Raw genomic sequence first — 22929 nt, forward strand, 5'->3', positions numbered from 1 at the left:
GTGACCGGCCATGACGGGCTTCGCGCGGACCAAGTCCGTTGCCCTGGTCGGTCTGGACGGTCACGTGGTGGATGTCGAGGCGGATATCGGGCAGTCGCTTCCGGCGTTCAGCATCATTGGGCTCCCGGACCAAGCGGTCAACGAATCCCGGGAACGGATCCGTGCCGCAGCGCGAAATGCCGGGGTGAAACTACCCGCCCGGAAAATCACGGTCAACCTGTCGCCGGCCACGCTCCCCAAACGCGGCTCACACTTTGACGTTGCGGTGGTGATGGCCGTGCTCACCGCGCACGGCGCCATTCGGGCCAGCGCGGACACCGTGTACCTGGCCGAACTGGGCCTGGACGGCTCGCTGCGCCCCGTGCGGGGTGTGCTCCCCGCCGTGCACGCGGCGGTTCTCAACGGCCACCCCCGCGTGGTGGTCGCGCGGGAGAACCACGAGGAAGCGCGACTGGTCTCGGGGGCGGAGGTCACCGCGGTCTCCCATTTGGCCGAGTTGCTGGTCATGAGCGGTGCCGACCCGCAACTGCTCGATCGGGTGCCCATGATCGACGAACCCACCGACGTCCGCACGGATGTCGCTGACTCTCCCGAGACCCCGGACCTGCGCGACGTGGTGGGGCAGATCGAGGGCCGCCAGGCACTGGAGATCGCCGCGGCCGGTGGCCACCACCTCATGATGATCAGGCCCCCGGGAGCGGGAAAGACCATGCTGGCCGAACGGCTGCCGGGAATCCTCCCCGACCTCGACGATCACCAGTCCCTGGAAGTCACCTCCATTCACTCTCTGCGAGGGGACACACGCTGTTCCGCATTGATCCGCCGGCCACCGTTGCAAGCACCGCACCACAGCATCACCACACCGGCGTTGTGCGGTGGTGGCAGTGGAGTTCCGCGGCCCGGGGCGATTTCGCTGGCCCATCGCGGAGTCCTCTTCCTCGATGAAGCGCCGGAATTCGAACGCCGTGTTCTGGATACCCTCCGTCAGCCGCTGGAATCAGGAACGGTCACCATTGCGCGGTCACAGAACGTCTCCCGCTATCCGGCCAAATTCCAACTCGTGCTGGCCGCGAACCCGTGCCCGTGCGGACAGGCGGGCGGCTCCGGGAACCGCTGTACATGCACTGCCCAACAGCGCCACCGGTATTTCAACAAGCTCTCCGGTCCCCTCGTGGACCGTGTGGACCTGCAATTGCGGGTCCCAGCGGTGACGTATCACGAGCTCAATTCCGCACTGGGAATTCCGCCCGAGGACAGCGCGGCCGTAGCCTCCCGGGTGCGGGCGGCCAGGGAGGCGCAACAGGACCGGCTGGCCCGCTACGGAGTGCACCTGAACAGTGACATCCCGGGCGCCCTTCTGCGCAAAACCCTGGCCCCCGACCGGGCGGCGGTGCACTCGCTGAAAAAAGCCATGGACAATCACACGCTGACCGCCCGCGGATATATCAGGGTGCTCCGCACCGCATGGACTCTGGCGGACCTGTCCGGAGCCGTGTCTCCCACCTCCGACCACGTCCAACTCGCTCTCTTTTTCAAGACCACGGTGACCTCATGAACCAGCTGACCGACAGCCACGTCTTGGCCCCCGACTATCTGCAGGAACTGCGGCGGGCGCGTGTTCAGCTCGCGCACGTTTTCGAACCCGCCGACCGCGCTGGCATGGCGCTGTTGCACTGTCTGGGACCGATCAGTTTGCTGGAGACCATCACCGCGAACTCGACCCCACCGCCCTGGCTGCTGGGGAAGTTCCACAAGGCAATGGCCACATGGGGGCTGCGAAGCAAACCGGCTGACCTCGGAACCAGATTCGACGCGTGGCGCAGCAGGCTCCCCGTGGTGGACCCGGACATCGATGCGCGGAACTGCCAGTCCTTGGACGCGTGGGTCGTGATCCCGGAAGACCCCGATTGGCCGGAGCCGCTTGCCGACCTCGGCTTGTCACGACCCATTGCCTTGTGGGGACGCGGGCAACGCGGGAAGCTTTCCGCACTGGAGCGCAGCGTGGCCGTGGTGGGATCGCGCAATGCCAGCGCGTACGGGGCCGCGGTGACGCGGGACATCACCCACCGGGTCAGCGGAGAGGGGTGGTGCGTGATCTCGGGCGGGGCCCACGGGATCGATGCTGCCGCGCACTCTGCCGCCCTGACCGCAGGCACATCGGTACTGCCCACGGTCGCCGTGTTGGCATGCGGAGTGGATCGGTTCTACCCCAGCGCCAATGCGGACCTCTTGGGCAGGATCGAGGATCACGGGCTGGTGCTCAGCGAAGTACCACTGGGATGTTCACCCACGCGGTACCGCTTCCTGCAACGCAACCGTCTGATTGCGGCGTTGTCCCGGGCCACCGTGGTCACGGAGGCCGCCTGGCGCTCCGGTTCCCTCAACACCGCCCACCACGCGGAATCCATGTCACGGGATGTCGCTGCGGTGCCCGGTGATGTTCTCTCGGGTGGGTCGGCCGGCTGCCACAAGCTCATCCGGGAGGGTCACGCGGTACTGGTCAACAACGGCGCGGAAGTCCTGGAACTGCTCGGCCCGCTCGGTAATGACGCCGCCGTTAGGACCTACACCCAACAGGACGCAGCCGCGCAACGTCCGGAGGATGCTCTGGAACCTCAACTGCTACGCCTCTACGACGCACTGCCCCTGCGCCGGGATGCAGAGCCCTCCCAGTTGTGCCGCGTATCCGGTTTGTCCCCCACCGAGGTCATGTCCGGGCTGGCCGCACTGCGGTCACAGGGTTTGGCAACCGACTCGTTGCTGGGCTGGCGCCGAGTAGGCTCGAAGAATGGCACCGCACATCCCCTCTCACCGCACGGACCATGACGTGGATCCTCCGAGTGCCTTGGCGCAAGAGATCACGATGTTCGCGCGGCACTTACGCCACGAAAAGGCCCGTAGTGAGCACACGGTGCGGTCGTACGTGACTGATCTGGAAGAGCTGTCCGAATGGATGACAGAACGAGGACTCGGCGGTATCGAGGATCTGAATCGGGAATCACTGCGGGGCTGGTTGGCGCAACGGCATCAACGAGGGCTGGCGCGCAGTTCCGTGTCCCGGGGGATTGCCTCCGTTCACACATTTTGCCGGTGGGCGGTGGACAGCGGCCGCCTCGACCACGACCCCGCGGCCGCGTTGAAAGGACCCAAGAAGGGCCGCTACCTACCCGAGGTGGTCAGCTCCTCAGCTCTGTCCGACATGCTCGAGGGTCTGGCGGCGGCAGCGCAACAACCGGCCGAGGACGATCGTGCGGCGGCGCTCGCGGCCCGGAACTGGGCGCTCATCGAACTGCTCTACGCCACAGGGGCTCGAATCAGCGAAGTGGTCAACCTGGACCTGCAGGATATCGACCAAACCGTCCAAGTCCTCACGGTCACGGGTAAGGGCAACAAGGAGCGCCGAGTGCCCTTCGGGGACCGGGCCGCCCGAGCAATGGCGCTGTGGCGGCGCCGTCGTGATGTATTGGCCTCGGACAAATCCGGCGGGGCGGTCTTTCTCGGGGCGCGCGGCGGCAGAATCGATGCTCGCGTGGCGAGACGCACGGTCGCGGACGCTCTTCGCACGGTGCCGGACACCCTCGCCAGTGGGCCGCACAGTCTGCGGCACAGCGCGGCAACCCACCTCCTGGACGGGGGAGCGGACCTGCGCAGCGTCCAACAACTTCTGGGTCACTCATCGGTTGCCACCACGCAGATTTACACGCACGTGTCCGTGGAACGGCTCAGGAACGCTTACGCCCAGGCCCACCCGCGGGCCTGACATGTTGCCGACACAACGACTTTAGGTTGACCCGCCCACCTCCCTGCTGAACAATGGGTGCCAGCAGTCGCGCAAGCTGATCTGCGGCCTCGAATCCGCAGGGAACGCCAACGGTGGTTGCGAAATAACTTAATGTGGCAGTGGTGGTGAACAGAACTACTCCGTGAAGGGCGTTGGGGAAGACGTACCTATATGACGGAGGAACAGGCTATGTCTTCACCCACCACCCGCGGAGTGCTCTATGTGCATTCCGCCTCACAGGCACTGTGCCCGCACATCCAGTGGGCTCTGGAATCCGTTTCGCGGCAGCGAACGGATCTTGAGTGGACCCCCCAGAACGCCGAACCCGGTGCCATGCGCACCGAACTCGAGTGGTCCGGGGTAGCGGGAACCGGTGCACTGCTGGCCTCGGCCCTCCGGACGCTCGGTCGGATCCGCTTCGAGGTCACCGAGAATCCCAGCCGCGGAAATGACGGCTCACGCTGGTCCTTCACCCCCGATCTGGGGATCTTCCACGCCACCACGGACGTGGCGGGCAACATCGTGGTGAGCGAGGACCGCATTCGGTACGCCTACGAGGCGGCCGCGGGAGATCCAGCCCTGCTGTTCACAGAACTGTCGGTCGCTCTGGGCGAATGCTGGGACGAGGAACTGGAACCCTTCCGTCACGCGGCGGATGGTGCGCCCGTCCGCTGGCTGCACCGCGTCGGCTGAGACCGACATAGCAGAGCCCCGGCTCGCACCGCTATCCGTCAGCGGTGCGAGCCGGGGCTCTGTGTCGGTGCTGTCCTTAGACGGAGCGGAACGCCGCTACCGAGTTGTGGCCGCCGAATCCGAACGAGTTGGAGATGGCCACCATGTCGCCCGAGGGCAGATCGCGGGCCGTGGTCACCACGTCCAGGTCGATCTTGGGATCTTGGTTGTCCAGGTTGATGGTGCACGGCGCCACACGGTGCTTGAGCGCCAGCACGGTGAGGACACCCTCCACCGCACCCGAACCGCCCAGCAGGTGACCGGTCATGGACTTGGTGGCCGACACGGCCATGTTGTCCACCTCGGAACCGAAGGCCGCGCGCAGGGCCCCCGCCTCTGGGATGTCACCCACGGGGGTCGACGTTGCGTGGGCGTTGACGTGCTTGATGTCGCCGGGCTCAAAACCACCGGTCGCCATTGATTCCTTGAGCGCCCGCGCGGGGCCGCCCTCGTCACCGGTGGCGGGGGAGGTGATGTGGTGCGCATCGGCGCTGAGGCCCGCACCGGCGAGCTCGGCGTAGATCTTGGCACCGCGAGCCTTGGCGTGTTCTTCCGACTCCAGGATGCACGCGCCGGCGCCTTCACCCATGACAAAGCCGTCACGGTCGAGATCGAAGGGGCGGGAGGCGGCCTGGGGGTTGTCATTGCGACGGGACAGCGCCTGCATCGAGTTGAAAGCGGCAATGGTCACCGGGTGGATGGCGCTTTCGGCGCCGCCCACGATCACCACGTCCGCCTTGCCCTCGCGGATCAGGTTGAGTCCCTGATAGAACGCCTCGGTGCCGGAGGCGCACGCGGAAACCGGGGTGATCGCGCACGCCCGTGCCTTGAATTCCATGCTCACGGAGGACGCGTTGCCGTTGGGCATGAGCATGGGGACGGTCATGGGCTTGACCCGCCGGGCGCCCTTGGCCTGCATGGTGTCCCACGCGTCCAAGAGGGTCCACACGCCACCGATGCCGGTGCCGAAGGCCACGCCAACGCGAGTGGGGTCCAGCTCGTCACTGGTATCGGCGGTATCCCCGGAGAAACCGGCGTCGGTCCAGGCTTCACGGGCGGCGGCCACGGAGAACCGTCCCGAGGGGTCCAGACGTTTGGCCTGAACGCGGGACACCGCAGCTTCCGAGGGTGTGGGGGCGGTTGCGCCGATGCGCACCGCGAGGTCGTATTGGTCGACCCAGTCATTTTCCAGGGCGTGAACACCGGAGACGCCCTTGAGAGCGTTGGCCCAGGTTTCCTGGACGTTTTCACCGATGGGGGTGATGGCTCCCAAGCCGGTGACAACTACTTTGCGGGACATTATCTGCACTTCCTCGTGTCCGGGATCGCATGGGTTCCGGGCTCTGGCCGCAGCCAGATCACCGGCAGATGAAGTGCGGCGTGTGGGTGAGCCTCACGAGACCCACCCGACACGCCGCGCTTCATCGGAGGCTCAGGCCTGAGCGTTGTCGATGAAGTTGACGGCGTCCTCGACGGTCTTGAGGTTCTTGACCTCTTCGTCCGGGATGGTCACATCGAACTTCTCTTCGGCGTTGACGACAATGGTCATCATGGAGATCGAGTCGATGTCGAGATCATCGGTGAAGGACTTGTCGAGCTGGACAGCCTCGGTCTCCAGACCGGTCTCTTCGTTCACGATTTCTGCCAAGCCGGCCAGGATTTCGTCTTTGCTCGCCATGGGGCTTCCTTTCTGTGGGGCCGCGTGTTACGACCTTGCTATGGAACGACGACGCTCTGGTGAGCTGTCGTTGTGGTTCGTACCGAAACGTCCGGAACGATCCAAGAACATAAGGTGTGCGGTCTAACCCTACGACACCTCACAAGCGGGTTCAGGGCAGTAGCACCACTTGCGCGCCGTAGACCAGGCCCGCGCCGAAACCGATCTGCAGTGAGGGCTTTCCGGACAGCTCCGGGTGCTCGGCGAGCAAGCGGTGGGCGGCCAGCGGGATGGACGCGGCGGAGGTGTTACCGGCGTCCGCGATATCGCGGGCAATGATGACGGACTCGGGTAGCTTGAGCACCTTGGCCATCTGATCGATGATGCGCATATTCGCCTGGTGGGGTACGAAAGCGGCCAACTCTTCGGGGGCCAGGCCGGCGGCGTCGAGCGCTTCCTGTGCGACGCGAGCGCCTTCCCAGGAAGCCCAGCGGAAGACGGTCTGCCCGTCCTGGCGCAGGGTGGGCCACATGGTCGCATCCGGGCGCATCTCGCCGGTCTCCGGGTCCGCGAGGTCCTTGGAGAAGGTGCGCTCACCACCCCGTTCCACGGTGAGGACGTCCGTGAGCGGGTGAGTCATTCGAATGGCGTCCCATTTGGAACCGTCCGAACCCCAGATCGAGGGGCCAATTCCGGGTTCGTCCGAGGGGCCGATGACCGCAGCGCCGGCACCGTCGCCCAACAGGAACGAGATGGAACGCTCGCCGTTGTCGATCACGTCCGAGAGCTTCTCGGCACCGATCACCAGCACATTGGTGGCCGCTCCGGAGCGCACGAGCGCGTCCGCCTGGGCAATGCCGTAGCAATAGCCCGCGCAGGCCGCGGAGACGTCGTAGGCCGCCGCCGGCGTCGCACCGATGCGGTCCGCGAGCTTGGCCGCCAAAGAGGGCGTCATGTAGGGGAACGTCACGGTCGAAACAATGATCGTGCTCAGCTGTTCACCGGTGAGTCCGGCGTTTTCCAAGGCTTCACGCGCGGCGTGTTCGGCCATGTCCAACACGGAAACATCCTGGGGGGCTCGCTTCCGGGTGTGAATCCCGGTGCGCTTGACGATCCACTCGTCCGAGGAGTCGATCCACTGGCACACGTCGTCATTGGTGACCGTCACGGACGGACGGTAAGCACCCATACCCAGGATCCTGGAATGAGCGTTCGGGGTGTTCTGCTTAATGGTCGCCACGAGAGGCTGACTCCTTACATGGTGCGAATCGAAGCGTGCTGCGCAATGGCGAGGCACCGTTTTCAGCTCAGAATACTCCGCACCGCCTCAAGATCTTCGGGTGTGTTCACCGCGGTTGCCTGCGCGCTCTTCAGGCCGCGCTTGGCCAGCCCCGCCAGGGTCCCGGCCGGCGGGAGCTCAATGAGCCGTTCCACGTCCAGCTCGGCCATGGTGTCCATGCACGCGTCCCAACGCACCGGACGGCAGACCTGCGCCACGAGCGAGTCCACCACGTCGGCACCGGACGTGATGAGCGAACCGTCGAAATTGGTGAGCAGCCGATGCGCGGGGTCTTGCGGGGAGAGTTCGGGAGCTAGCTCGCGCAACGGTCCCAGCGCCGGTGCCATGTGCTCGGTGTGGAACGCACCGGCCACCTTGAGGGGAATCACTTTGGCTCGAGTTGGGGGATTCTCCTGGAGGGCCTTCAGCTGCTCCAGGGTGCCCGCCGCAACCACCTGACCGCCACCATTGGCGTTGGCGGGGGAGGCACCCGCGGCAGTAATGGCTGCGGCGACGTCCTCCGCCTTGCCGCCCAGAACGGCGGCCATACCGGTGGGCGTGGCCGCTGCGGCCTCGGCCATTTCCGTCGCGCGGACCCGCACAAAACGCATCGCGTCCGCTTCACTCAGCACACCCGAAAGTGCCGCGGCGGTGATCTCACCGACCGAGTGGCCCGCAAAGACGACGTCGTCGCGGCCATTCCACGCGTCCGTGAGCAACCGGCCGGCCACCAAGCCGGCGGCCACGATCAGCGGCTGGGCAACAGCGGTGTCCTTGATGGTTTCTTCGTCGGCCTCGGTCCCGTAATGGGCAAGGTCCAATCCCGCGGCGTCGGACAGCTGCGCCACATGTTCTGGCACACCGTCCATTGACAGCCAATCGCGGAGGAAACCTGGTTTCTGGGAGCCCTGACCCGGGCAGACTACGGCAATCACGATCCCATTCCACCAAACCGCACGCCGAAACGAGGTGTTCCCAGCCACCAAGTGGGGTGTGAAGCTTTGTGCAACTCCTACAAATGGCCACCTATTGGGATGAATTCAGGCGGCCCGCAACCATGGCGCAATGCAAGACAAAGGCCTCCCGGGGAATCAAGGGGTCCCAACCGGTGATGTCGCAGACCCTGCGCAGCCGGTAGCGCACGGTATTGGCATGCACGAACAGTTCACGGGACGTGGCCTCGAGAGAATTACCCACACTGAAGTAGGTGCTCAAGGTATCCACCAGACCGGTCGAGGAACCGGAGAGCGGTTCCCACACGGCGTCCACCATGGCCCGCAATGCGAGGGGGTCCCCGGACATGGCACGTTCGGGCCACACGTCCTCGGAGTCAACGGGCCTCGGTGCCTGGGGCCACGCGGACGTCGCTCGGAACCCCGCAGAGGCGCGGTCGGCCGAGTTCTTGGCGTCGAAGACCGTATCAACTGCGGGGCCGAAGACCACGGGTCCGTCCCCGAACACGGAGGCAAGCTGGGGGAGCCCGCGGCGGGGATCCGCCACACCCCCCAGTACGAGCACTAGACGGTCGGTTTGCAGCGAGACGAGGCACTCCGCGGCATGACGGGTCGCGGACCGTCGAATCTTGTCCACACTGCTCGGCCCGGTGGTGGCCGGGGTGGCGCCCACCATCACGGTGACCTGCCCCTGGTCCTTCCAACCGAGCGCGGCGACCCGGGAGCGGATGGAATCCGAGCGGTCCCCGCGCAGGATCCCGTCCACCACGAGTGACTCCAACCGGGCGTCCCACGAGCCACGATTCTCGGCGGCCTTAGCATAGACGTCCGCGGCGGCAAAGGCCACTTCCCGGGAGAAGCGCAGCACGGCTTCCCGCAGCGCGCTCTCATCACTGGGCTGGGCGAGCTCGGGAACTTTCTCCTCCACGACGTCCACCACGATGCGAAGGACCTGCAGCGCGTTCTGCAGCGAAATGGAACGGGTGAGTTCGGTGGGCGCCTGCCGAAAGACCTCGGTCAGGACCCAGACCGGTTCCTGCGGGTCCTCGTACCACCGCACGAAGGACGAGATACCACGCTGCGCCAGTAAACCCAGCTCGGAGCGTTCATCCGCCCGCAATTGGGAGAACCACGGCAGCGTGGTGCTCAGGCGCTGGACGGCCACGGTGGAAACCTGCCCCAGGTTGGCGGTGAGATTATCCAGGGTTCGCGGATGCGGGCTTCCGGCCGGCCGGTTGCGCAGGGACCAGGTCACTCGTCGCGAAGATCGTTGTTTTGCGGCAGCGGTGCCCTTGGAATCGGAAGCCATGGAACGAGGTTAGTGCATTGAAAACGACGACGCCCGCTCAGCAAGAACTGAGCGGGCGTCGTCGATTCGGGGCGTCGCTGGTCACCCGAGCCGAGGCTCGATCATCATGACCGGGCGGCCGGAGCGATCAGGACTCGCCGCCGGCGTTGCCGGAGGTGCCGGCGTTCGGATCGAGCAGGTTGTACTTGTCGATCGCTTGCGCCGGCGCGGACCAGTCCACTTCGCCGCGCTTGGCCAACATCTCCAAGGTCCGTACCACCATGGAGTGGGCGTCGATGTTGAAGAAGCGGCGCGCGCCGGCGCGGGTGTCGGAGAACCCGAACCCGTCCGCGCCCAGTGAGGCCCACTCGTTGGGCACGTACTGGCGAATCATGTCCGGCAGGTCCGATGCGAAGTCGCTCGTGGCCACCACCGGGCCGGTCGCACCGGCCAGAGCCTGTGCCACGTACGGGGTGCGGGCGCCCTCGTTGGGGTTGAGGAACGCCTCTTCCTCGGCGGCTTGTGCATCGCGGCGCAGGTTGGTCCAGGACGTCACCGACCACACATCGGCGGAAACACCCCAGTCCTCGGCGAGGATCTGCTGCGCTTCGAGAGCCCACGGCACACCCACACCCGAGGCGAGCAACTGGGCGCGGGGACCCTCCTGCTGGGCCGGTTTGAGCAGGTAAATGCCCTTGACGATGCCCTCGACGTCCACGTCCTCCGGTTCCGCGGGCTGGTGGATCGGCTCGTTGTACACCGTGAGGTAGTACATCACGTTGTGATCCTCATCGCCCGTGCCGTACATCTGCTCGATACCGCGCTTGAGGATGTGCGCGATCTCGTAGCCGTAGGCCGGGTCGTAGTGGATCACGGCCGGGTTGGTGGCCGCCAGCAACGGTGAATGACCGTCCATGTGCTGCAGACCCTCGCCCGCCAGCGTGGTGCGACCGGCGGTGGCGCCAATGATGAAGCCACGGGCCAACTGGTCCGCCGCCGCCCAGAACACGTCACCGGTGCGCTGGAACCCGAACATCGAGTAAAAGATGTAGAACGGGATCATCGGTTCGCCGTGGGTGGCGTAAGACGTGCCGGCCGCAGTGAACGCCGCGGTGGCGCCGTCCTCATTAATGCCGGGGTGCAAGATGACACCCTGCTCGGACTCCTTGTACGCGAGCATCAACTCGCGGTCCACCGAGAGGTAGTTCTGCCCGTTGGGGTTATAGATCTTGGAGGTCGGGAAGAACGAGTCCATGCCGAACGTGCGGGCCTCGTCGGGCACGATCGGCACAATGCGGTGGCCGAAGTCCTTCTCCCGCAGCAGGTCCTTGAGGATGCGCACGAAGGCCATGGTGGTCGCGGCCAGCTGCTTGCCGGAGCCCTTCTTCGCGGACTTGTACGCCTTGTCCGTGGGAAGGGTGATCTCCTTCTGCTCGTGCGGACGATCCGGGACAAATCCCCCCAGTTCCTTCCTGCGTTCCATGAGGTACTTGATTTCGGGGGAGTCCGGCCCGGGGTGGTAGTAGGGCGCGCCGTAGAGATCCTTCTCGAGTTCTTCGTCGCTGATCGGGATGCGCATGCGATCACGGAAGACCTTGAGGTCGTCCAGGGTCAGCTTCTTCATTTGGTGGGTGGCATTACGCGCCTCGAAGTGCGAGCCCAGGCCGTAGCCCTTGATGGCCTGCGCCAGGATCACGGTGGGCTGACCCTTGTGCTCCAGCGCTGCCTTGTACGCCGCATACACCTTGTTGTAGTCGTGGGCGCCGCGCTTGAGGTTCCAGATCTCGTCGTCGGACAGATCCGCCACGAGCTCTTTGGTCGCCGGGGACTTACCGAAGAAGTGATCGCGGACGAACCCACCGTTCTCAGCCTTGTACGTCTGGTAGTCACCGTCCAGGGTTTCGTTCATGATCCGCACCAGGTCGCCGGTGGTGTCCTTCTCCAGCAGGGTGTCCCACTCACGGCCCCACACGACCTTGATGACGTTCCAACCGGCACCGCGGAAGAACGCTTCCAGCTCCTGGATGATCTTGCCGTTACCGCGCACCGGACCGTCCAGGCGCTGCAGGTTGCAGTTGACCACGAAGGTCAGGTTGTCCAGCTTGTCATTGGCCGCCAGCTGGAGCAGTCCGCGGCTTTCGGGTTCGTCCATTTCACCGTCACCGAGGAACGCCCACACATGCTGGTCGGCGGTGTCCTTGATGCCACGGTTGTGGATGTAGCGGTTGAACTGCGCCTGGTAGATCGCGTTCATCGGTCCGATACCCATGGACACCGTGGGGAACTGCCAGAAATCGGGGAGGCAGCGCGGGTGCGGGTACGAGGGTAGGCCCTCGGGTGCCTTGGTCTTCTCCTGGCGGAACGCGTCCAACTGCTCTTCGGTGAGGCGACCTTCCAAGTAGGCCCGCGCGTAGTTACCGGGGGAGGAGTGACCCTGCCAGAAGACCTGGTCACCGCCACCGGGGTGTTCGGGGCCGCGGAAGAAGTGGTTCAAGCCCACTTCATAGAGCGTGGCCACACCGGCGTAGGAGGAAATGTGACCGCCCACCCCGATCTCGGGGCGCTGCGCGCGGTGGACCATGACCGCCGCGTTCCAACGGATGAACGCGCGGTACCGTCGCTCGATCTCCTCATCACCGGGAAATTCCGGTTCCTGGTCCACGGGAATGGTGTTGACGTAGTCCGAGGTGGTCACCATGGGCACGCCCACCGAATGGGCACCCGCGTACTGCAACATGGCTCGCATGACGTACTGCGCGCGCTCGGTGCCCTGGGTCTCGATCAGACCCTTGAAGGACTCGATCCACTCCTGGGTTTCCTCGGAGTTGGCGTCCTCCAGATTATTGGTTAAGCCACTGAGAATGTGGTGGTTGCTGGATGAAGACACTTCAACCTCTCTATCATCGGCTCCGTGAATCGGGGGTGGCCCGGCGGGGAGCGTCATCGGTGCCCGCTGTGGGACGTACCGCTTTGCTGTACATCGTGTCATAAATGGTCAGTGGTCATACTGGCCGGCAGTGGTTCCGCGCGTCACACAGAAGTCGTCACAACAGTTTGAATCCATGCTTTCCATCCGGTGGAGCTTGAACGAGAATTGAATCCGGTGTTGTCTTATATCGCACCGTTTCTATGTTCGGTCCGGCACCCGTCGGCCACGACATCCGTCAGTGCATCGGCACTGTGGGCGGTTGCACGTCTACATCGAGAAGGAGTACATACGGTGAGCGAGGCAAAGGCCCCCGACGAGTCCGCGGTGGACCAGCTCAACTTGAAGGACGGCGATTACGTCCAGGAGTTCGGTTACGACGACGACGTCGACGCTCAATTGCGGGACCGGATCGAGGCCACCATCGGCTCCGAGCTGTTCGATGACGAGGCCCAAGAAGTGGTGGATGCCGTCATTCTGTGGTGGCGCGACGGCGACGGAGACTTGGTGGACGAGCTCGTGGACGTCCAGACGACCCTTGATGAGGGCGGCGTGGTCTGGCTGTTGACCCCCAAGGCCGGCCGTGCAGACCACGTTTCCCCGGCCGACGTTCAGGACGCTGCCCCCACTGCGGGGCTGCACGTGACCACCACCGCACGGGTCTCGCCCGATTGGTCCGTCACTCGGTTGGCGCCCAAGCGCAATTTCTGACCATGCGCGCAATCTTTCACCAGTCACGCCGGGAGCTGCTCCCGTGATCTCCGTCGGTTCTTCCGCACCGGATTTCACCCTGCTCAACCAGCGCGGTGACGCGGTGACGTTGTCGCAGTTGCGAGGCAGCCCTGTGGTGCTTATTTTCTTCACGTTCGCGTTCTCACCCGTCTGCACCAGTGAGCTGTGCGACGTGCAGGATCACCCCGAGGTGTTCGAGACGAGCAACGCCAAGGTGCTGGGAATTTCCACCGACAGTTCTTTCACCCTCGACGCTTTCGCGCGCCAGGAATCCTATGACTTCGAGTTATTGTCCGATTTCTGGCCCCACGGTGATGTCAGCCGGCGCTTCGGTGTTCTGGCCGAGGACGGCGGTTATGCCAAGCGGCAGACCTTTGTTCTCGATGCCCAGGGCGTGGTCGTGGACGCATTCGAGTCCGAGGTCACCGAACCCCGCCAATTGGAGCGCCTCGAGCGGGCACTGGCCCAACTCGAGCAGCACTGATGCCCGTCCGGGTGATCCGCGCCGGCTACGGGGCGCCCCGCGACGCGGCACAGTTTCCGGATCCGAATGCACTCGATGCCACCGCAGGACTTCCCGCGGCGGTGTCCGCGCTATCGGGACGGCGGCTAGCAGTCCTCACGGGCGCGGGGGTCAGTACCGATTCCGGCATCCCGGACTATCGGGGACCCGGGGCAAAGCCACGAATGCCCATGACCTATCAGGAATTCATGGGCTCAGAACGGATGCGACGTCATTACTGGGCGCGTAACCAGTTCGGATGGCACTTCGTTGCCCAGGCAAAACCCTCCGAAGCGCACGCCGCCCTGGCCGAGCTGGAACACCGGGGCACTCTCTGTGGGATCATCACCCAGAACATCGACCGGTTGCATCAAAAAGCCGGATCCATCGACGTGCTGGACCTGCACGGCACTCATCACAGGGTGATCTGCACCCGTTGCCGCGCCACCATTCCCCGCGCGGTGTTGTCGGATCGGTTGGATTCGTTGAATCCCGGGTTCTACGACGACGTCGCCACGCGCCACGACATCGAATACGCGCCCGACGCGGACGCCACCATTGAACACACCGAACACTTCACAATCCTGGACTGTCCGGTGTGCGGCGGGATCCTCAAACCCGACGTGGTGTTCTTCGGCGAGAACGCACCGGTGGAGCGGGTGCGTTACGCGAAACTGATGGTCGACCGGGCTGAGGGGCTCCTTGTCGCTGGTACATCGTTGACGGTCAATTCCGGGAAACGGTATGTACGTCGCGCGGTGAGCAACGGGATCCCCGTGGTCATTGTCAATCACGGGGTCACGGGCTCCGATCACCTGGCCACGGTCAAGGTGGACGCGTTCGTGGGCGGGTTCTTGCGATCGCTGGTAGATGAACTGCTTGGTGATCTTGATTGAATCGCCGTAGCTACATAAACTAGGACATGAAGATCCCGTTGGGACTGCGGAGGGGAAGCCGCGGTACCAACGGGATTCTTTGCGTTCGGGGTTCGTGCTACTTCTTCTCGGGGTCGATCACCGCTTTGGCCGCCTGGGCCTCGCCGCACTGCTGGGCCCACAGGGCCGCACCCACGATTCCCGCGTTATTGCGCAGTGACGCGATCTCCACCGGGGTCTTCAGCTCCAGGTACGGCACGAACTTCTCCGAATTCTTGGACACGCCCCCGCCAATGATGAACAGGGAAGGGGAGAAGAGAAATTCCACGTGGGAGAAATACCGCTGGAGGCGCTTCTTGGCCCATTTCTTCCACGGGAGATCCTCGCGTTCGCGAGCCGCCGCCGATGCCTTGGACTCAGCGTCGTGGCCGTCGATTTCCAGGTGGCCCAGTTCGGCATTCGGAACCAGCTGGCCGTTGAGGATCATTGCGGAGCCAATGCCCGTGCCCAGGGTGATGACCATGACCAAGCCGGTCTTGTCGCGGCCCGCACCGTAGTACGCCTCCGCCAACCCGGCGCCGTCGGCGTCGTTGAGAGCCTCTACTTCACGCCCCAGGGTTTCGGTCATAAGAGCATCCACGTTGGTGTTGATCCACGACTTGTCCACATTGGCGGCCGAGAGCGCCACACCGTCCTTGATGATGGCCGGGAACACAATACCCACGTGTGAGTCTGGGGCCGGGGCCTCGGGGCGGGACTGCAGTTCGTCCACGATCTGCTTGACCACGGCGGCCACGGCTTCCGGGGTTGCCGGCTTGGGAGTGGGGATGCGGAACCGGTCGCCCACGAGCTCCCCGGAACTGAGATCAACGATCCCGCCCTTGGTGCCGGTACCGCCGATATCAATTCCGATACCGAGTGTCGAAGGGGCCTTCGAAGGGTTGGTGGGGCTCATGAACGGTCCTCTCGGTTCACGGTGAAACCAGGTGGTCAGGGGCCATCTCCGGCCCCCGAATGTGCGGTTAGTTTACGGCAGGGTGAGTACGTCCACGCCGTCTTCAGTCACAACCATGGTGTGTTCGAACTGGGCGGTGCGGCGCTTGTCGGAGGTGGTGATGGTCCAATCGTCTTCCCACTGGTCCCACGCAATCGATCCCAGGGTGAGCATGGGCTCGATCGTGAAAATCATCCCCGGAGTCATCTCGGTGTTGTAACTGGGCGCGGCGTCGTAGTGGGGGATGATCAGACCCGAGTGGAATTCGCGCCCCACGCCGTGTCCGGTGAAATCGCGCACGACACCGTAGTTGAAACGCTTGGCGTATTTCTCGATGACCCGCCCGATCACATTGATCTCACGGCCCGGACGCACGGCCTTGATAGCGCGGTGAGTGGCTTCTCGGGTGCGCTCCACCAGTAAGCGGGAATCCTCGTCCACGTCTCCCACCAAGAAGGTCGCATTGGTGTCCCCGTGCATGCCGTTCTTGTACGCGGTGACATCCAGATTCACGATGTCACCGTCCTCGAGCACGGTGGAGTCCGGGATTCCGTGGCAGATGACCTCATTGAGAGAGGTGCAAATCGACTTGCGGAAACCCCGGTAGTCCAGGCACGAAGGGTAGGCCCCGTGATCGCACATGTATTCGTGGGCCAGGCGATCCAGTTCGTCCGTGGTCACTCCGGGCTGGGCTGCCGCCCCGGCCAGTTCCAGGGCCTGTGCCGCAATCCGGCCGGCCTCACGAACCAATTCGATTTCCTCGGGGGTGTAAATATTGGAGCCCCTGCCTTCGTTGGGCTCCATCCGACCTACGTACTCGGGACGGGGAATGGACGCGGGGACGAATCGAGAGGAACCAATGATCCCCGGTTTCAAATCACCGATCGGAGCGGTGGAACCGGGGGCTGGGGCCAAATTGTGCGATGTCACGGTGGGTCGTTGCCTCCAACGGGTTGAAAAGGTGGATGCCGAGCCGACGCGAGTGCGGGCTCGGCATGTGTCTTGGCACTAGCCTAATCCTTAGACGCTCGGAGCAGAGCCGAGCCGGGATCCCGCAGTTTTGCACCCGGATCCACCGACCGACAGGGCGCGCAGCGCCGTGCGAAGGAGGCAGAGTCATGGCCGAGTACTGGTACAACCTGTACACCAAGCAGGTGGAAGAAGGTCCCAAGGACGACTACCGCCAGCTCATGGGTCCGTACCCGACCCGCGAAGAAGCGTCACGCGCGCTGAAGACCGCGGCGGAGAACACCAAGCGCTGGGACGACGAGGACGCCGCCTACAAGGGCGACTGAGATACCCCGATATCAACGGTGGCCCGGACCTCTTGGTCCGGGCCACCGCCGTGCTCCTGTCGGCATCAGCCGCGGAAGCTGTTCTCCTCGGCCGGAAACCGCCCGGATTTCACGTCCGTCACGTAGCTGCCCACGGCGTCCCCGATAATCTGAGACAACTGGGCGTACTGCTTGACGAAGCGCGGCATCCGTCCGGTTCGCAGTCCCAGCATGTCCTGCCACACGAGCACCTGACCCGTGGTGGAGTTTCCGGCGCCAATACCCACGGTGGGAATGACAAGCGCGTCCTCGACCCGGGCCGCGGCGTCTGCGGAGACCATTTCGAGGACCACGGCGAACGCGCCGGCCGCCTGCACGGCGCGGGCGTCGGCAATCAGTGCGGCCGCGGCGTCGCCCTTGCCCTGGACCCGATAACCGCCCAGGGCGTGTTCGGATTGGGGGGTGAAGCCCACGTGCCCCATCACGGGGATGCCCGCGCGCACCACCGCGGCCACATGGTCGCAGAGGTCCGCACCCGCCTCGATCTTGACGGCGTGGGCCCCGGTTTCCTTCATGATGCGCACGGAGGAGCGGACGGCCTGCTCCGGGGACTCCTCGTAGGAACCGAACGGCAGATCCACCACCACCAGGGCGCGCCGGGCGGCGCGGGAGACCGCGGCGGCCAAAGGAATCATGTGCTCGAGCGTGACCGGAAGGGTGGTTTCGTAGCCCAGCACGTTGTTGCCCGCGGAGTCCCCCACGAGCAGAACGTCCACGCCGGCGCCGTCGAAAATCGCGGCCGTCAGGGCGTCATAACTGGTGAGCATCGCGAATTTTTCGCCCTGCGCCTTGGCTCGTTGCAAATGCACGGTGCGCACGCGGGTCACCTCGCTCAACGAAGGCGCGTTGGAAGCTTGATCTGACGGGGGTGTAGCGGTCATTGGTCCAGGGTACCGCCGCCGACGACGCCGCACTCGCCGTGAGATCTCGCGTCGTGTCCGCGTGCGGGGCCTGCCGTTAGAGTTGGGGGAGCGGCTCAGCTGTGATGCAGACGTCACGGGGCCGCGAGAACATCCGCAACACGGTCGAGATACCCGAGGTGGCCCCACATGGATCGGCAGCAAGAATTCGTTTTGCGAACCATTGAGGATCGTGACGTACGATTCGTCCGGCTGTGGTTCACCGATGTCGTGGGAACGCTCAAGTCCGTGGCCCTGGCCCCGGCGGAGGTGGAGGCCGCTTTCGACGAGGGTCTGGGCTTTGACGGCTCCTCCATCGAGGGGCTCTCGCGCGTGTACGAATCCGACATGCTGCTCCAGCCGGACCCCTCCACATTCCAGTTACTGCCCTGGCGGGGGGACGAGGAACCCACCTCGCGGATGTTCTGCGACCTCAAAACCCCGGACGGGGAACCCTCGGCCTCCGACCCGCGCGGTGTGCTCCGACGAGTCCTGAACAAGGCCGCGGACATGGGTTTCACGTGTTACACCGCTCCGGAAATCGAGTTCTACCTGCTGCGCTCCTCGGAGCTGGACGCCACGACCGGTGAGCCCACGCCCGTGGACTACGAGGGGTATTTCGATCACGTCCCCGGGGGTGTGGTCCAGGACTTCCGCCGCACCGCGGTGAGCATGCTCGAAGCCGTGGGGATTTCCGTGGAGTTCTCCCACCATGAGGCCGGGCCCGGGCAGAACGAGATCGACCTGCGCTACGCGGACGCCCTGCAGACGGCGGACAACATCATGACGTTCCGCACGATCGTCAAGGAAGTGGCGCTGTCCCAGGGCATTTATGCGACGTTCATGCCCAAACCGTTTTCCCGTCAGCCCGGTTCGGGCATGCACACCCACTTCTCGTTGTTCGAGGGGGACACCAACGCGTTCTACGAAGCCGGTGCGGAGTTCCGGTTGTCCAAGGTAGGCCGTCACTTCATTGCCGGACTGTTGCGCCACGCACCCGAGTTCACCTCGGTCACCAACCAGTTCGTGAACTCCTACAAGCGGCTGTGGGCCGGCGACGAAGCGCCGTCCTACATGTCCTGGGGTCACAACAACCGGTCCGCCCTGGTACGGGTACCGCTTTACAAGCCGGACAAGGTGCAGTCCTCGCGTATCGAGTATCGCGGTATCGATTCGGCCACCAACCCGTATCTCTCCTACGCGGCACTGTTGGGAGCGGGGCTCAAGGGCATCGAGAACGAGTACGAGCTGCCGCCGGTGGAAATGGACGATGTGTTCGCCATGAGTAGCGCCGAGCGCCGCGCCGTGGGCCACCAGCCGCTGCCCACGAGCCTGCACGAGGCCATCCGACAGACCGAGGACTCGGAGTTCATGGCGGAACTGCTCGGGGAGCAGGTTTTCGATTACTTCCTGCGCAATAAGCGCCGAGATTGGGACAATTACCGGGTGGAGGTCAGCCCCTACGAGCTGCGGACCAACCTGGGAATCCTGTAGGCGTGGTCGGGATGAGCGCCACGGACGGAAGTGCCAAGGAACGCGCGGAAAAGATCTCGGCCAAACGGCTGATCTCCATCGGTTTCGCGGACGTCACCAACGCGCGGCGCTGGCTGGGTTTTCGCGAGCTCGACGGCGTCGATCTGCAGTTGCTGCTCAACGGCCTGGCGCATTCCGCCTCCCCGGATGTGGCGCTGCAGCTGATCGTCCGATTGATCGAACGGCATCCGGAGATCGCGAAACGAGTCAACGGGGACCCGGCGAAGTCCGAGACCATGTTCCGGCTGTTGGGTGCCTCCGAGGCGCTCGGCGAATTCCTGCTGCGGGCCCCGCAGAACCTGGATCTGTTGGACATCGAGCCACAGGACCAGCCCGGGCACGACAAAGCGGAGGTCTTCCGGGACGCCCTGTTGGAAGCGGTGGGCGCGGATCCCGAATCCGACGTCCCCACCGCCACTGAAACCGGCGAAGAAGCCTACAAAGCATTACGGGTCGCGTACCGGCGGGGGATCACCAAAGTCGCCATTCGCGACGTCGGTGCCTTGGATCCGGTGGACTACATGCCGTCCGTGGGGCGCCAGCTCGCTGATTTGGCCGGTGCCGCTCTTGAAGCGGGTTTGGCCGTCTCACGCGCGGAAGCCAACGAACACTGGGGCCGCGCGCTGGTCGATCAGGTACGGCTGGCCGTGATCGGGATGGGTAAGTGTGGTGCCCGCGAGCTGAACTATATTTCCGACGTGGACGTCGTGTACGTCGTCGACATTCGAGCCGCTGACCAGCAGGAGGGACCGGACGAGCAGCTGGCCGCGGAAATCGCCACGAGCCTGGCGTCCGGCATGGCACACGCCGTCATGACGACCGGGCCGGAACCGGCTCTGTGGGAAGTGGACGCCAACCTCCGGCCCGAGGGCAAGGACGGGCCGCTCGTGCGCACACTGGATTCACACGTGCAGTACTACAAGCGGTGGGCCAAGTCCTGGGAGTTCCAGGCGTTGCTCAAGGCCCGAGCCATCGCGGGGGACATTGACCTGGGCGAGCGTTACGAAACCGCCATCAGCCCCTTCGTCTGGTCATCGGCGCAACGCGAGGGCTTCGTGGAATCCGTCCAGGGCATGCGACGCCGTGTCACGGACAACATTCCCGAAGCGGACCGCGATCGACAGATCAAGTTGGGCCCGGGGGGCCTGCGCGACGTCGAATTCACGGTGCAGTTGCTGCAGCTCGTTCACGGGCGCAGCGATGAAACGGTGCGCACCAAAGCCACTACCGATTCTCTCGTGGCGCTGTCCGCCGGCGGTTACATTTCCCGCAGTGACGGCGACGAGTTCCACCGCAATTACCGGTGGCTGCGCCTGCTCGAGCACCGCATCCAGCTGTTCCGTATGCGTCGCACCCACCTGATGCCACGCGACGAGCGGGAGCTGTCCGTGGTGGCCCGGTCCGTGGACGGGGCGGGGGAGCACACCCACCCCACGGGTAAGGCGCTGAGCGAGAATTGGACCAAGGTCAAGCGGTCGGTGCGCACCATGCACGAGCGGATTTTCTACCGCCCCATGCTCGCCGCGCTCGCCAACGCCCCCGCGGACACCACGCTCACGACCGAATCCGCCCTGGACCGTTTGGCCGCCCTCGGATACCAGGACACCAAAGCGGCAATGCGTCACATCGAAGCTCTTTCCCGGGGCGTCAGTCGCCGGGCGGAGATTCTCCGCACCCTGCTGCCCGTGCTGTTGGACTGGATCGCGCAGGGCGTGGACCCGGACGCAGGTCTGCTCAACTTCCGGAAGATCACCGAGGCCATGGGCAACACGCCGTGGTTCTTGCGCTTGTTGCGCGACTCCAACGCTGCGGCCGAGCGGCTGTGCCAGATCCTGTCCAGTTCCCGGTACGTCTCGGACCTGCTGGAAACGTCTCCGCAGTCCGTTGCATGGCTCGGGGACGACCCCCAACTGCGCCCGCGCACCCTGGATGAGCTCACCAAGGAAATGCGCACCCAGCTGCAACGGCACCCCGAACCGGACGAGGCCATTCGCGCGATTCGCCAGGTCCGACGTCGCGAGCAGCTACGCATCGCGCTCGCTGACACGAGCGGTCTGGCCTCGGTCGAGACGGTCGTCGCGGGACTCTCGGACGTCGATCAGGCCACCGTGATGGGTGCTTTGTACATTGCCCAGCGGGAGTTCTGCGAAGGCGAGGACAAGGAGAACGGGGCGGACGTGATGGTCGTGGCCATGGGCCGCCAGGGTGGGCGCGAGATCGGTTACGGATCGGACGCGGACGTCATGTACGCCTTCGAACCGCGCGAGGGATTCGAACCCGGTGAAGCCCGGTCGCAGGCCGAGACGATCTTCTTGCGCATGGTGCAATTGCTCAAGATGCCGTGCAAGCCACCCATCATTGCCGAGCGGACACTGGAGATCGACAATGATCTGCGGCCCGAAGGTAAGCAAGGGCCCATGGCGCGTTCGGTCGAATCCTTCGCCCAGTACTACGACCGGTGGGCTCAGACGTGGGAGTTCCAGGCCCTCACGCGAGCTCGTTACATGGCGGGCAGCGAGAATGTTGCGGCAGCGCTCGTTCGCGTGTTCGACCGATTCCGGTATCCATCCGACTTCACGGAGCGTCAGCTCATCGACGTGCGCCGCATGAAGGCACGTGTGGAGAACGAGCGGATGCCGCGCGGCGCGGATCCCAACCGGCAGGTGAAATTGGGCCGCGGCGGGCTCGCTGATGTGGAGTGGCTGGTTCAACTGTTGCAACTGCAGCACGGGCACGAGGTGGCCGGCCTGCGGACCACCTCCACCCTCGCCGCTCTGGAAGCCGCGGTCGAGGCCAACCTCTTGGCACCGCAGGACGCCCAGGTGCTCAAGAGTGCGTGGACCTTGGCCACCGCCATCCGCAACGGCAACGTGCTGCGTTCCGGTCGCTCCTCGGACTCCGTTCCCTCCCGCCGCGTGGACCTGGAAGCCGTGGCCCGGTGGATCGGTTATGAACCCGGTTCGGCCTCGCAACTGGAAGAGGACTATCTGCGGATCACCCGGCAGTCGCGCACCGTGTTCGAGAAAGTGTTCTACGGTCACTAGGCATGCGCGCCTGCGGGGCCGCTGGGACCGCTACTAACATCTGAGGGGCCGGTGGAACCCTTCCCGCGAGGGAAAAGGGTTCCACCGGCCCCTCAGACGTCATTGCAGGATTTCCGGTGCCCTGGATAGTCAGCAGCGGGCATTCTGGTTGACAGTAGGACCCTTACCCAGGGCCACGGTGCACGATGATTGACGGTGACGCCCAGGAACCGGCGGTTCTTGGCTCCATCGTCGACGAGGATGCAGGGGATCGGACGTCGTGGTCGCAACGTCGATGAGCTCGCGGTACCGCGATACCGCGCGGAGGCAGCCCCTCGCGGGGAAGGTGTCACCGGGTACAGATGGCCCGTGGTACCAGGCGTGTGCTCGCCGGGGTCGGGTAGGACCCCCTGCAACGTCT

19 protein-coding genes are annotated in these 22929 nt (G+C 64.7%); 10 read left to right on the forward strand and 9 right to left on the reverse strand.

The window, feature by feature from the left end:
- Positions 1–10 precede the first annotated feature (10 nt).
- The 4 genes from AC3ENJ_RS00840 to AC3ENJ_RS00855 all read left to right on the forward strand — a co-directional run bounded on the left by AC3ENJ_RS00840 (position 11) and on the right by AC3ENJ_RS00855 (position 4474).
- Positions 11–1555 (forward strand): YifB family Mg chelatase-like AAA ATPase, encoded by a 1545-nt coding sequence (locus AC3ENJ_RS00840; protein WP_431812745.1) that lies wholly within the window; start codon positions 11–13, stop codon positions 1553–1555.
- Positions 1552–2826, forward strand: coding sequence for a DNA-processing protein DprA (dprA, locus tag AC3ENJ_RS00845; RefSeq protein WP_431812746.1), 1275 nt, complete (start codon positions 1552–1554; stop codon positions 2824–2826). Before AC3ENJ_RS00840 ends, dprA begins: the two co-directional genes overlap by 4 nt.
- Positions 2789–3760 carry a tyrosine recombinase XerC gene (locus tag AC3ENJ_RS00850; RefSeq protein WP_431812747.1) on the forward strand — a complete coding sequence of 324 codons (972 nt, stop codon included), beginning with the start codon at positions 2789–2791 and terminating at the stop codon, positions 3758–3760. Before dprA ends, AC3ENJ_RS00850 begins: the two co-directional genes overlap by 38 nt.
- Positions 3761–3970: 210 nt before the next feature.
- A complete protein-coding gene (locus AC3ENJ_RS00855; RefSeq protein WP_431812748.1) occupies positions 3971–4474 on the forward strand; it encodes a DUF3145 domain-containing protein in 504 nt (167 codons plus the stop codon).
- Positions 4475–4550: 76 nt separating this feature from the next.
- On the opposite strand, the gene AC3ENJ_RS00860 is transcribed toward AC3ENJ_RS00855, so the two are convergent.
- The 6 genes from AC3ENJ_RS00860 to aceE all read right to left on the reverse strand — a co-directional run bounded on the left by AC3ENJ_RS00860 (position 4551) and on the right by aceE (position 12577).
- The gene (locus AC3ENJ_RS00860; RefSeq protein WP_431812749.1) at positions 4551–5813 is read right to left on the reverse strand and encodes a beta-ketoacyl-[acyl-carrier-protein] synthase family protein; all 1263 of its coding nucleotides are present in this window, start codon (positions 5811–5813) and stop codon (positions 4551–4553) included.
- Between the two features lie 132 nt (positions 5814–5945).
- Positions 5946–6191 (reverse strand): acyl carrier protein, encoded by a 246-nt coding sequence (locus AC3ENJ_RS00865; protein ID WP_016996935.1) that lies wholly within the window; start codon positions 6189–6191, stop codon positions 5946–5948.
- A 151-nt stretch (positions 6192–6342) separates the two neighbouring features.
- The gene (locus tag AC3ENJ_RS00870; RefSeq protein WP_431812750.1) at positions 6343–7410 is read right to left on the reverse strand and encodes a beta-ketoacyl-ACP synthase III; all 1068 of its coding nucleotides are present in this window, start codon (positions 7408–7410) and stop codon (positions 6343–6345) included.
- 62 nt (positions 7411–7472) lie between these two features.
- Positions 7473–8432 carry an ACP S-malonyltransferase gene (locus AC3ENJ_RS00875; RefSeq protein ID WP_431812751.1) on the reverse strand — a complete coding sequence of 320 codons (960 nt, stop codon included), beginning with the start codon at positions 8430–8432 and terminating at the stop codon, positions 7473–7475.
- Between the two features lie 43 nt (positions 8433–8475).
- The gene (locus AC3ENJ_RS00880) at positions 8476–9711 is read right to left on the reverse strand and encodes a PucR family transcriptional regulator (protein WP_431812752.1); all 1236 of its coding nucleotides are present in this window, start codon (positions 9709–9711) and stop codon (positions 8476–8478) included.
- Between the two features lie 127 nt (positions 9712–9838).
- Positions 9839–12577: a pyruvate dehydrogenase (acetyl-transferring), homodimeric type gene (aceE, locus tag AC3ENJ_RS00885; RefSeq protein WP_431812753.1), complete on the reverse strand. Its 2739-nt coding sequence runs from the start codon at positions 12575–12577 to the stop codon at positions 9839–9841.
- A 333-nt stretch (positions 12578–12910) separates the two neighbouring features.
- Here aceE and AC3ENJ_RS00890 point away from each other — a divergent pair, with 333 nt between their 5' ends.
- From AC3ENJ_RS00890 to AC3ENJ_RS00900, 3 genes are read left to right on the forward strand one after another with little or no spacing between them, the layout of a single operon-like run.
- Positions 12911–13327: a DUF3052 domain-containing protein gene (locus tag AC3ENJ_RS00890; RefSeq protein ID WP_190780214.1), complete on the forward strand. Its 417-nt coding sequence runs from the start codon at positions 12911–12913 to the stop codon at positions 13325–13327.
- Positions 13328–13370: 43 nt separating this feature from the next.
- Positions 13371–13832 carry a redoxin domain-containing protein gene (locus AC3ENJ_RS00895; RefSeq protein ID WP_190780215.1) on the forward strand — a complete coding sequence of 154 codons (462 nt, stop codon included), beginning with the start codon at positions 13371–13373 and terminating at the stop codon, positions 13830–13832.
- The gene (locus AC3ENJ_RS00900; protein WP_190780216.1) at positions 13832–14746 is read left to right on the forward strand and encodes a Sir2 family NAD-dependent protein deacetylase; all 915 of its coding nucleotides are present in this window, start codon (positions 13832–13834) and stop codon (positions 14744–14746) included. The genes AC3ENJ_RS00895 and AC3ENJ_RS00900 overlap by 1 nt, the downstream gene beginning before the upstream one ends.
- Before the next feature lie 97 nt (positions 14747–14843).
- Here AC3ENJ_RS00900 and ppgK read toward each other — a convergent pair whose 3' ends face one another.
- Positions 14844–15680 carry a polyphosphate--glucose phosphotransferase gene (gene ppgK, locus AC3ENJ_RS00905; protein WP_190780217.1) on the reverse strand — a complete coding sequence of 279 codons (837 nt, stop codon included), beginning with the start codon at positions 15678–15680 and terminating at the stop codon, positions 14844–14846.
- A 72-nt stretch (positions 15681–15752) separates the two neighbouring features.
- Complete coding sequence (gene map, locus AC3ENJ_RS00910) at positions 15753–16649, reverse strand: type I methionyl aminopeptidase (protein ID WP_190780218.1); 897 nt, start codon at positions 16647–16649, stop codon at positions 15753–15755.
- Positions 16650–16837: 188 nt separating this feature from the next.
- Here map and AC3ENJ_RS00915 point away from each other — a divergent pair, with 188 nt between their 5' ends.
- On the forward strand, positions 16838–17014 hold the full coding sequence (locus tag AC3ENJ_RS00915) for an SPOR domain-containing protein (RefSeq protein ID WP_190780219.1): 177 nt from the start codon (positions 16838–16840) through the stop codon (positions 17012–17014).
- A gap of 65 nt (positions 17015–17079) precedes the next feature.
- On the opposite strand, the gene panB is transcribed toward AC3ENJ_RS00915, so the two are convergent.
- Complete coding sequence (panB, locus tag AC3ENJ_RS00920) at positions 17080–17934, reverse strand: 3-methyl-2-oxobutanoate hydroxymethyltransferase (RefSeq protein ID WP_431812754.1); 855 nt, start codon at positions 17932–17934, stop codon at positions 17080–17082.
- Between the two features lie 168 nt (positions 17935–18102).
- On the opposite strand from panB, the gene glnA reads away from it, so the two are divergent.
- Positions 18103–19446, forward strand: coding sequence for a type I glutamate--ammonia ligase (gene glnA, locus AC3ENJ_RS00925; protein WP_190807151.1), 1344 nt, complete (start codon positions 18103–18105; stop codon positions 19444–19446).
- 11 nt (positions 19447–19457) lie between these two features.
- Positions 19458–22529 carry a bifunctional [glutamine synthetase] adenylyltransferase/[glutamine synthetase]-adenylyl-L-tyrosine phosphorylase gene (locus tag AC3ENJ_RS00930; RefSeq protein ID WP_431812755.1) on the forward strand — a complete coding sequence of 1024 codons (3072 nt, stop codon included), beginning with the start codon at positions 19458–19460 and terminating at the stop codon, positions 22527–22529.
- The last annotated feature ends 400 nt before the right edge of the window (positions 22530–22929 follow it).

It is taken from the genome of Kocuria sp. cx-455, from assembly GCF_057707085.1.

What these genes read in the sequence shown, in the direction of transcription:
- AC3ENJ_RS00840 (WP_431812745.1), top strand. Translation starts at nt 11, where the DNA reads ATGACGGGCTTCGCGCGGACCAAGTCCGTTGCCCTGGTCGGTCTGGAC.
- dprA (WP_431812746.1), top strand. Translation starts at nt 1,552, where the DNA reads ATGAACCAGCTGACCGACAGCCACGTCTTGGCCCCCGACTATCTGCAG.
- AC3ENJ_RS00850 (WP_431812747.1), top strand. Translation starts at nt 2,789, where the DNA reads ATGGCACCGCACATCCCCTCTCACCGCACGGACCATGACGTGGATCCT.
- AC3ENJ_RS00855 (WP_431812748.1), top strand. Translation starts at nt 3,971, where the DNA reads ATGTCTTCACCCACCACCCGCGGAGTGCTCTATGTGCATTCCGCCTCA.
- AC3ENJ_RS00860 (WP_431812749.1), bottom strand. Translation starts at nt 5,813, where the DNA reads ATGTCCCGCAAAGTAGTTGTCACCGGCTTGGGAGCCATCACCCCCATC.
- AC3ENJ_RS00865 (WP_016996935.1), bottom strand. Translation starts at nt 6,191, where the DNA reads ATGGCGAGCAAAGACGAAATCCTGGCCGGCTTGGCAGAAATCGTGAAC.
- AC3ENJ_RS00880 (WP_431812752.1), bottom strand. Translation starts at nt 9,711, where the DNA reads ATGGCTTCCGATTCCAAGGGCACCGCTGCCGCAAAACAACGATCTTCG.
- AC3ENJ_RS00900 (WP_190780216.1), top strand. Translation starts at nt 13,832, where the DNA reads ATGCCCGTCCGGGTGATCCGCGCCGGCTACGGGGCGCCCCGCGACGCG.
- ppgK (WP_190780217.1), bottom strand. Translation starts at nt 15,680, where the DNA reads ATGAGCCCCACCAACCCTTCGAAGGCCCCTTCGACACTCGGTATCGGA.
- AC3ENJ_RS00915 (WP_190780219.1), top strand. Translation starts at nt 16,838, where the DNA reads ATGGCCGAGTACTGGTACAACCTGTACACCAAGCAGGTGGAAGAAGGT.
- panB (WP_431812754.1), bottom strand. Translation starts at nt 17,934, where the DNA reads ATGACCGCTACACCCCCGTCAGATCAAGCTTCCAACGCGCCTTCGTTG.
- glnA (WP_190807151.1), top strand. Translation starts at nt 18,103, where the DNA reads ATGGATCGGCAGCAAGAATTCGTTTTGCGAACCATTGAGGATCGTGAC.
- AC3ENJ_RS00930 (WP_431812755.1), top strand. Translation starts at nt 19,458, where the DNA reads ATGAGCGCCACGGACGGAAGTGCCAAGGAACGCGCGGAAAAGATCTCG.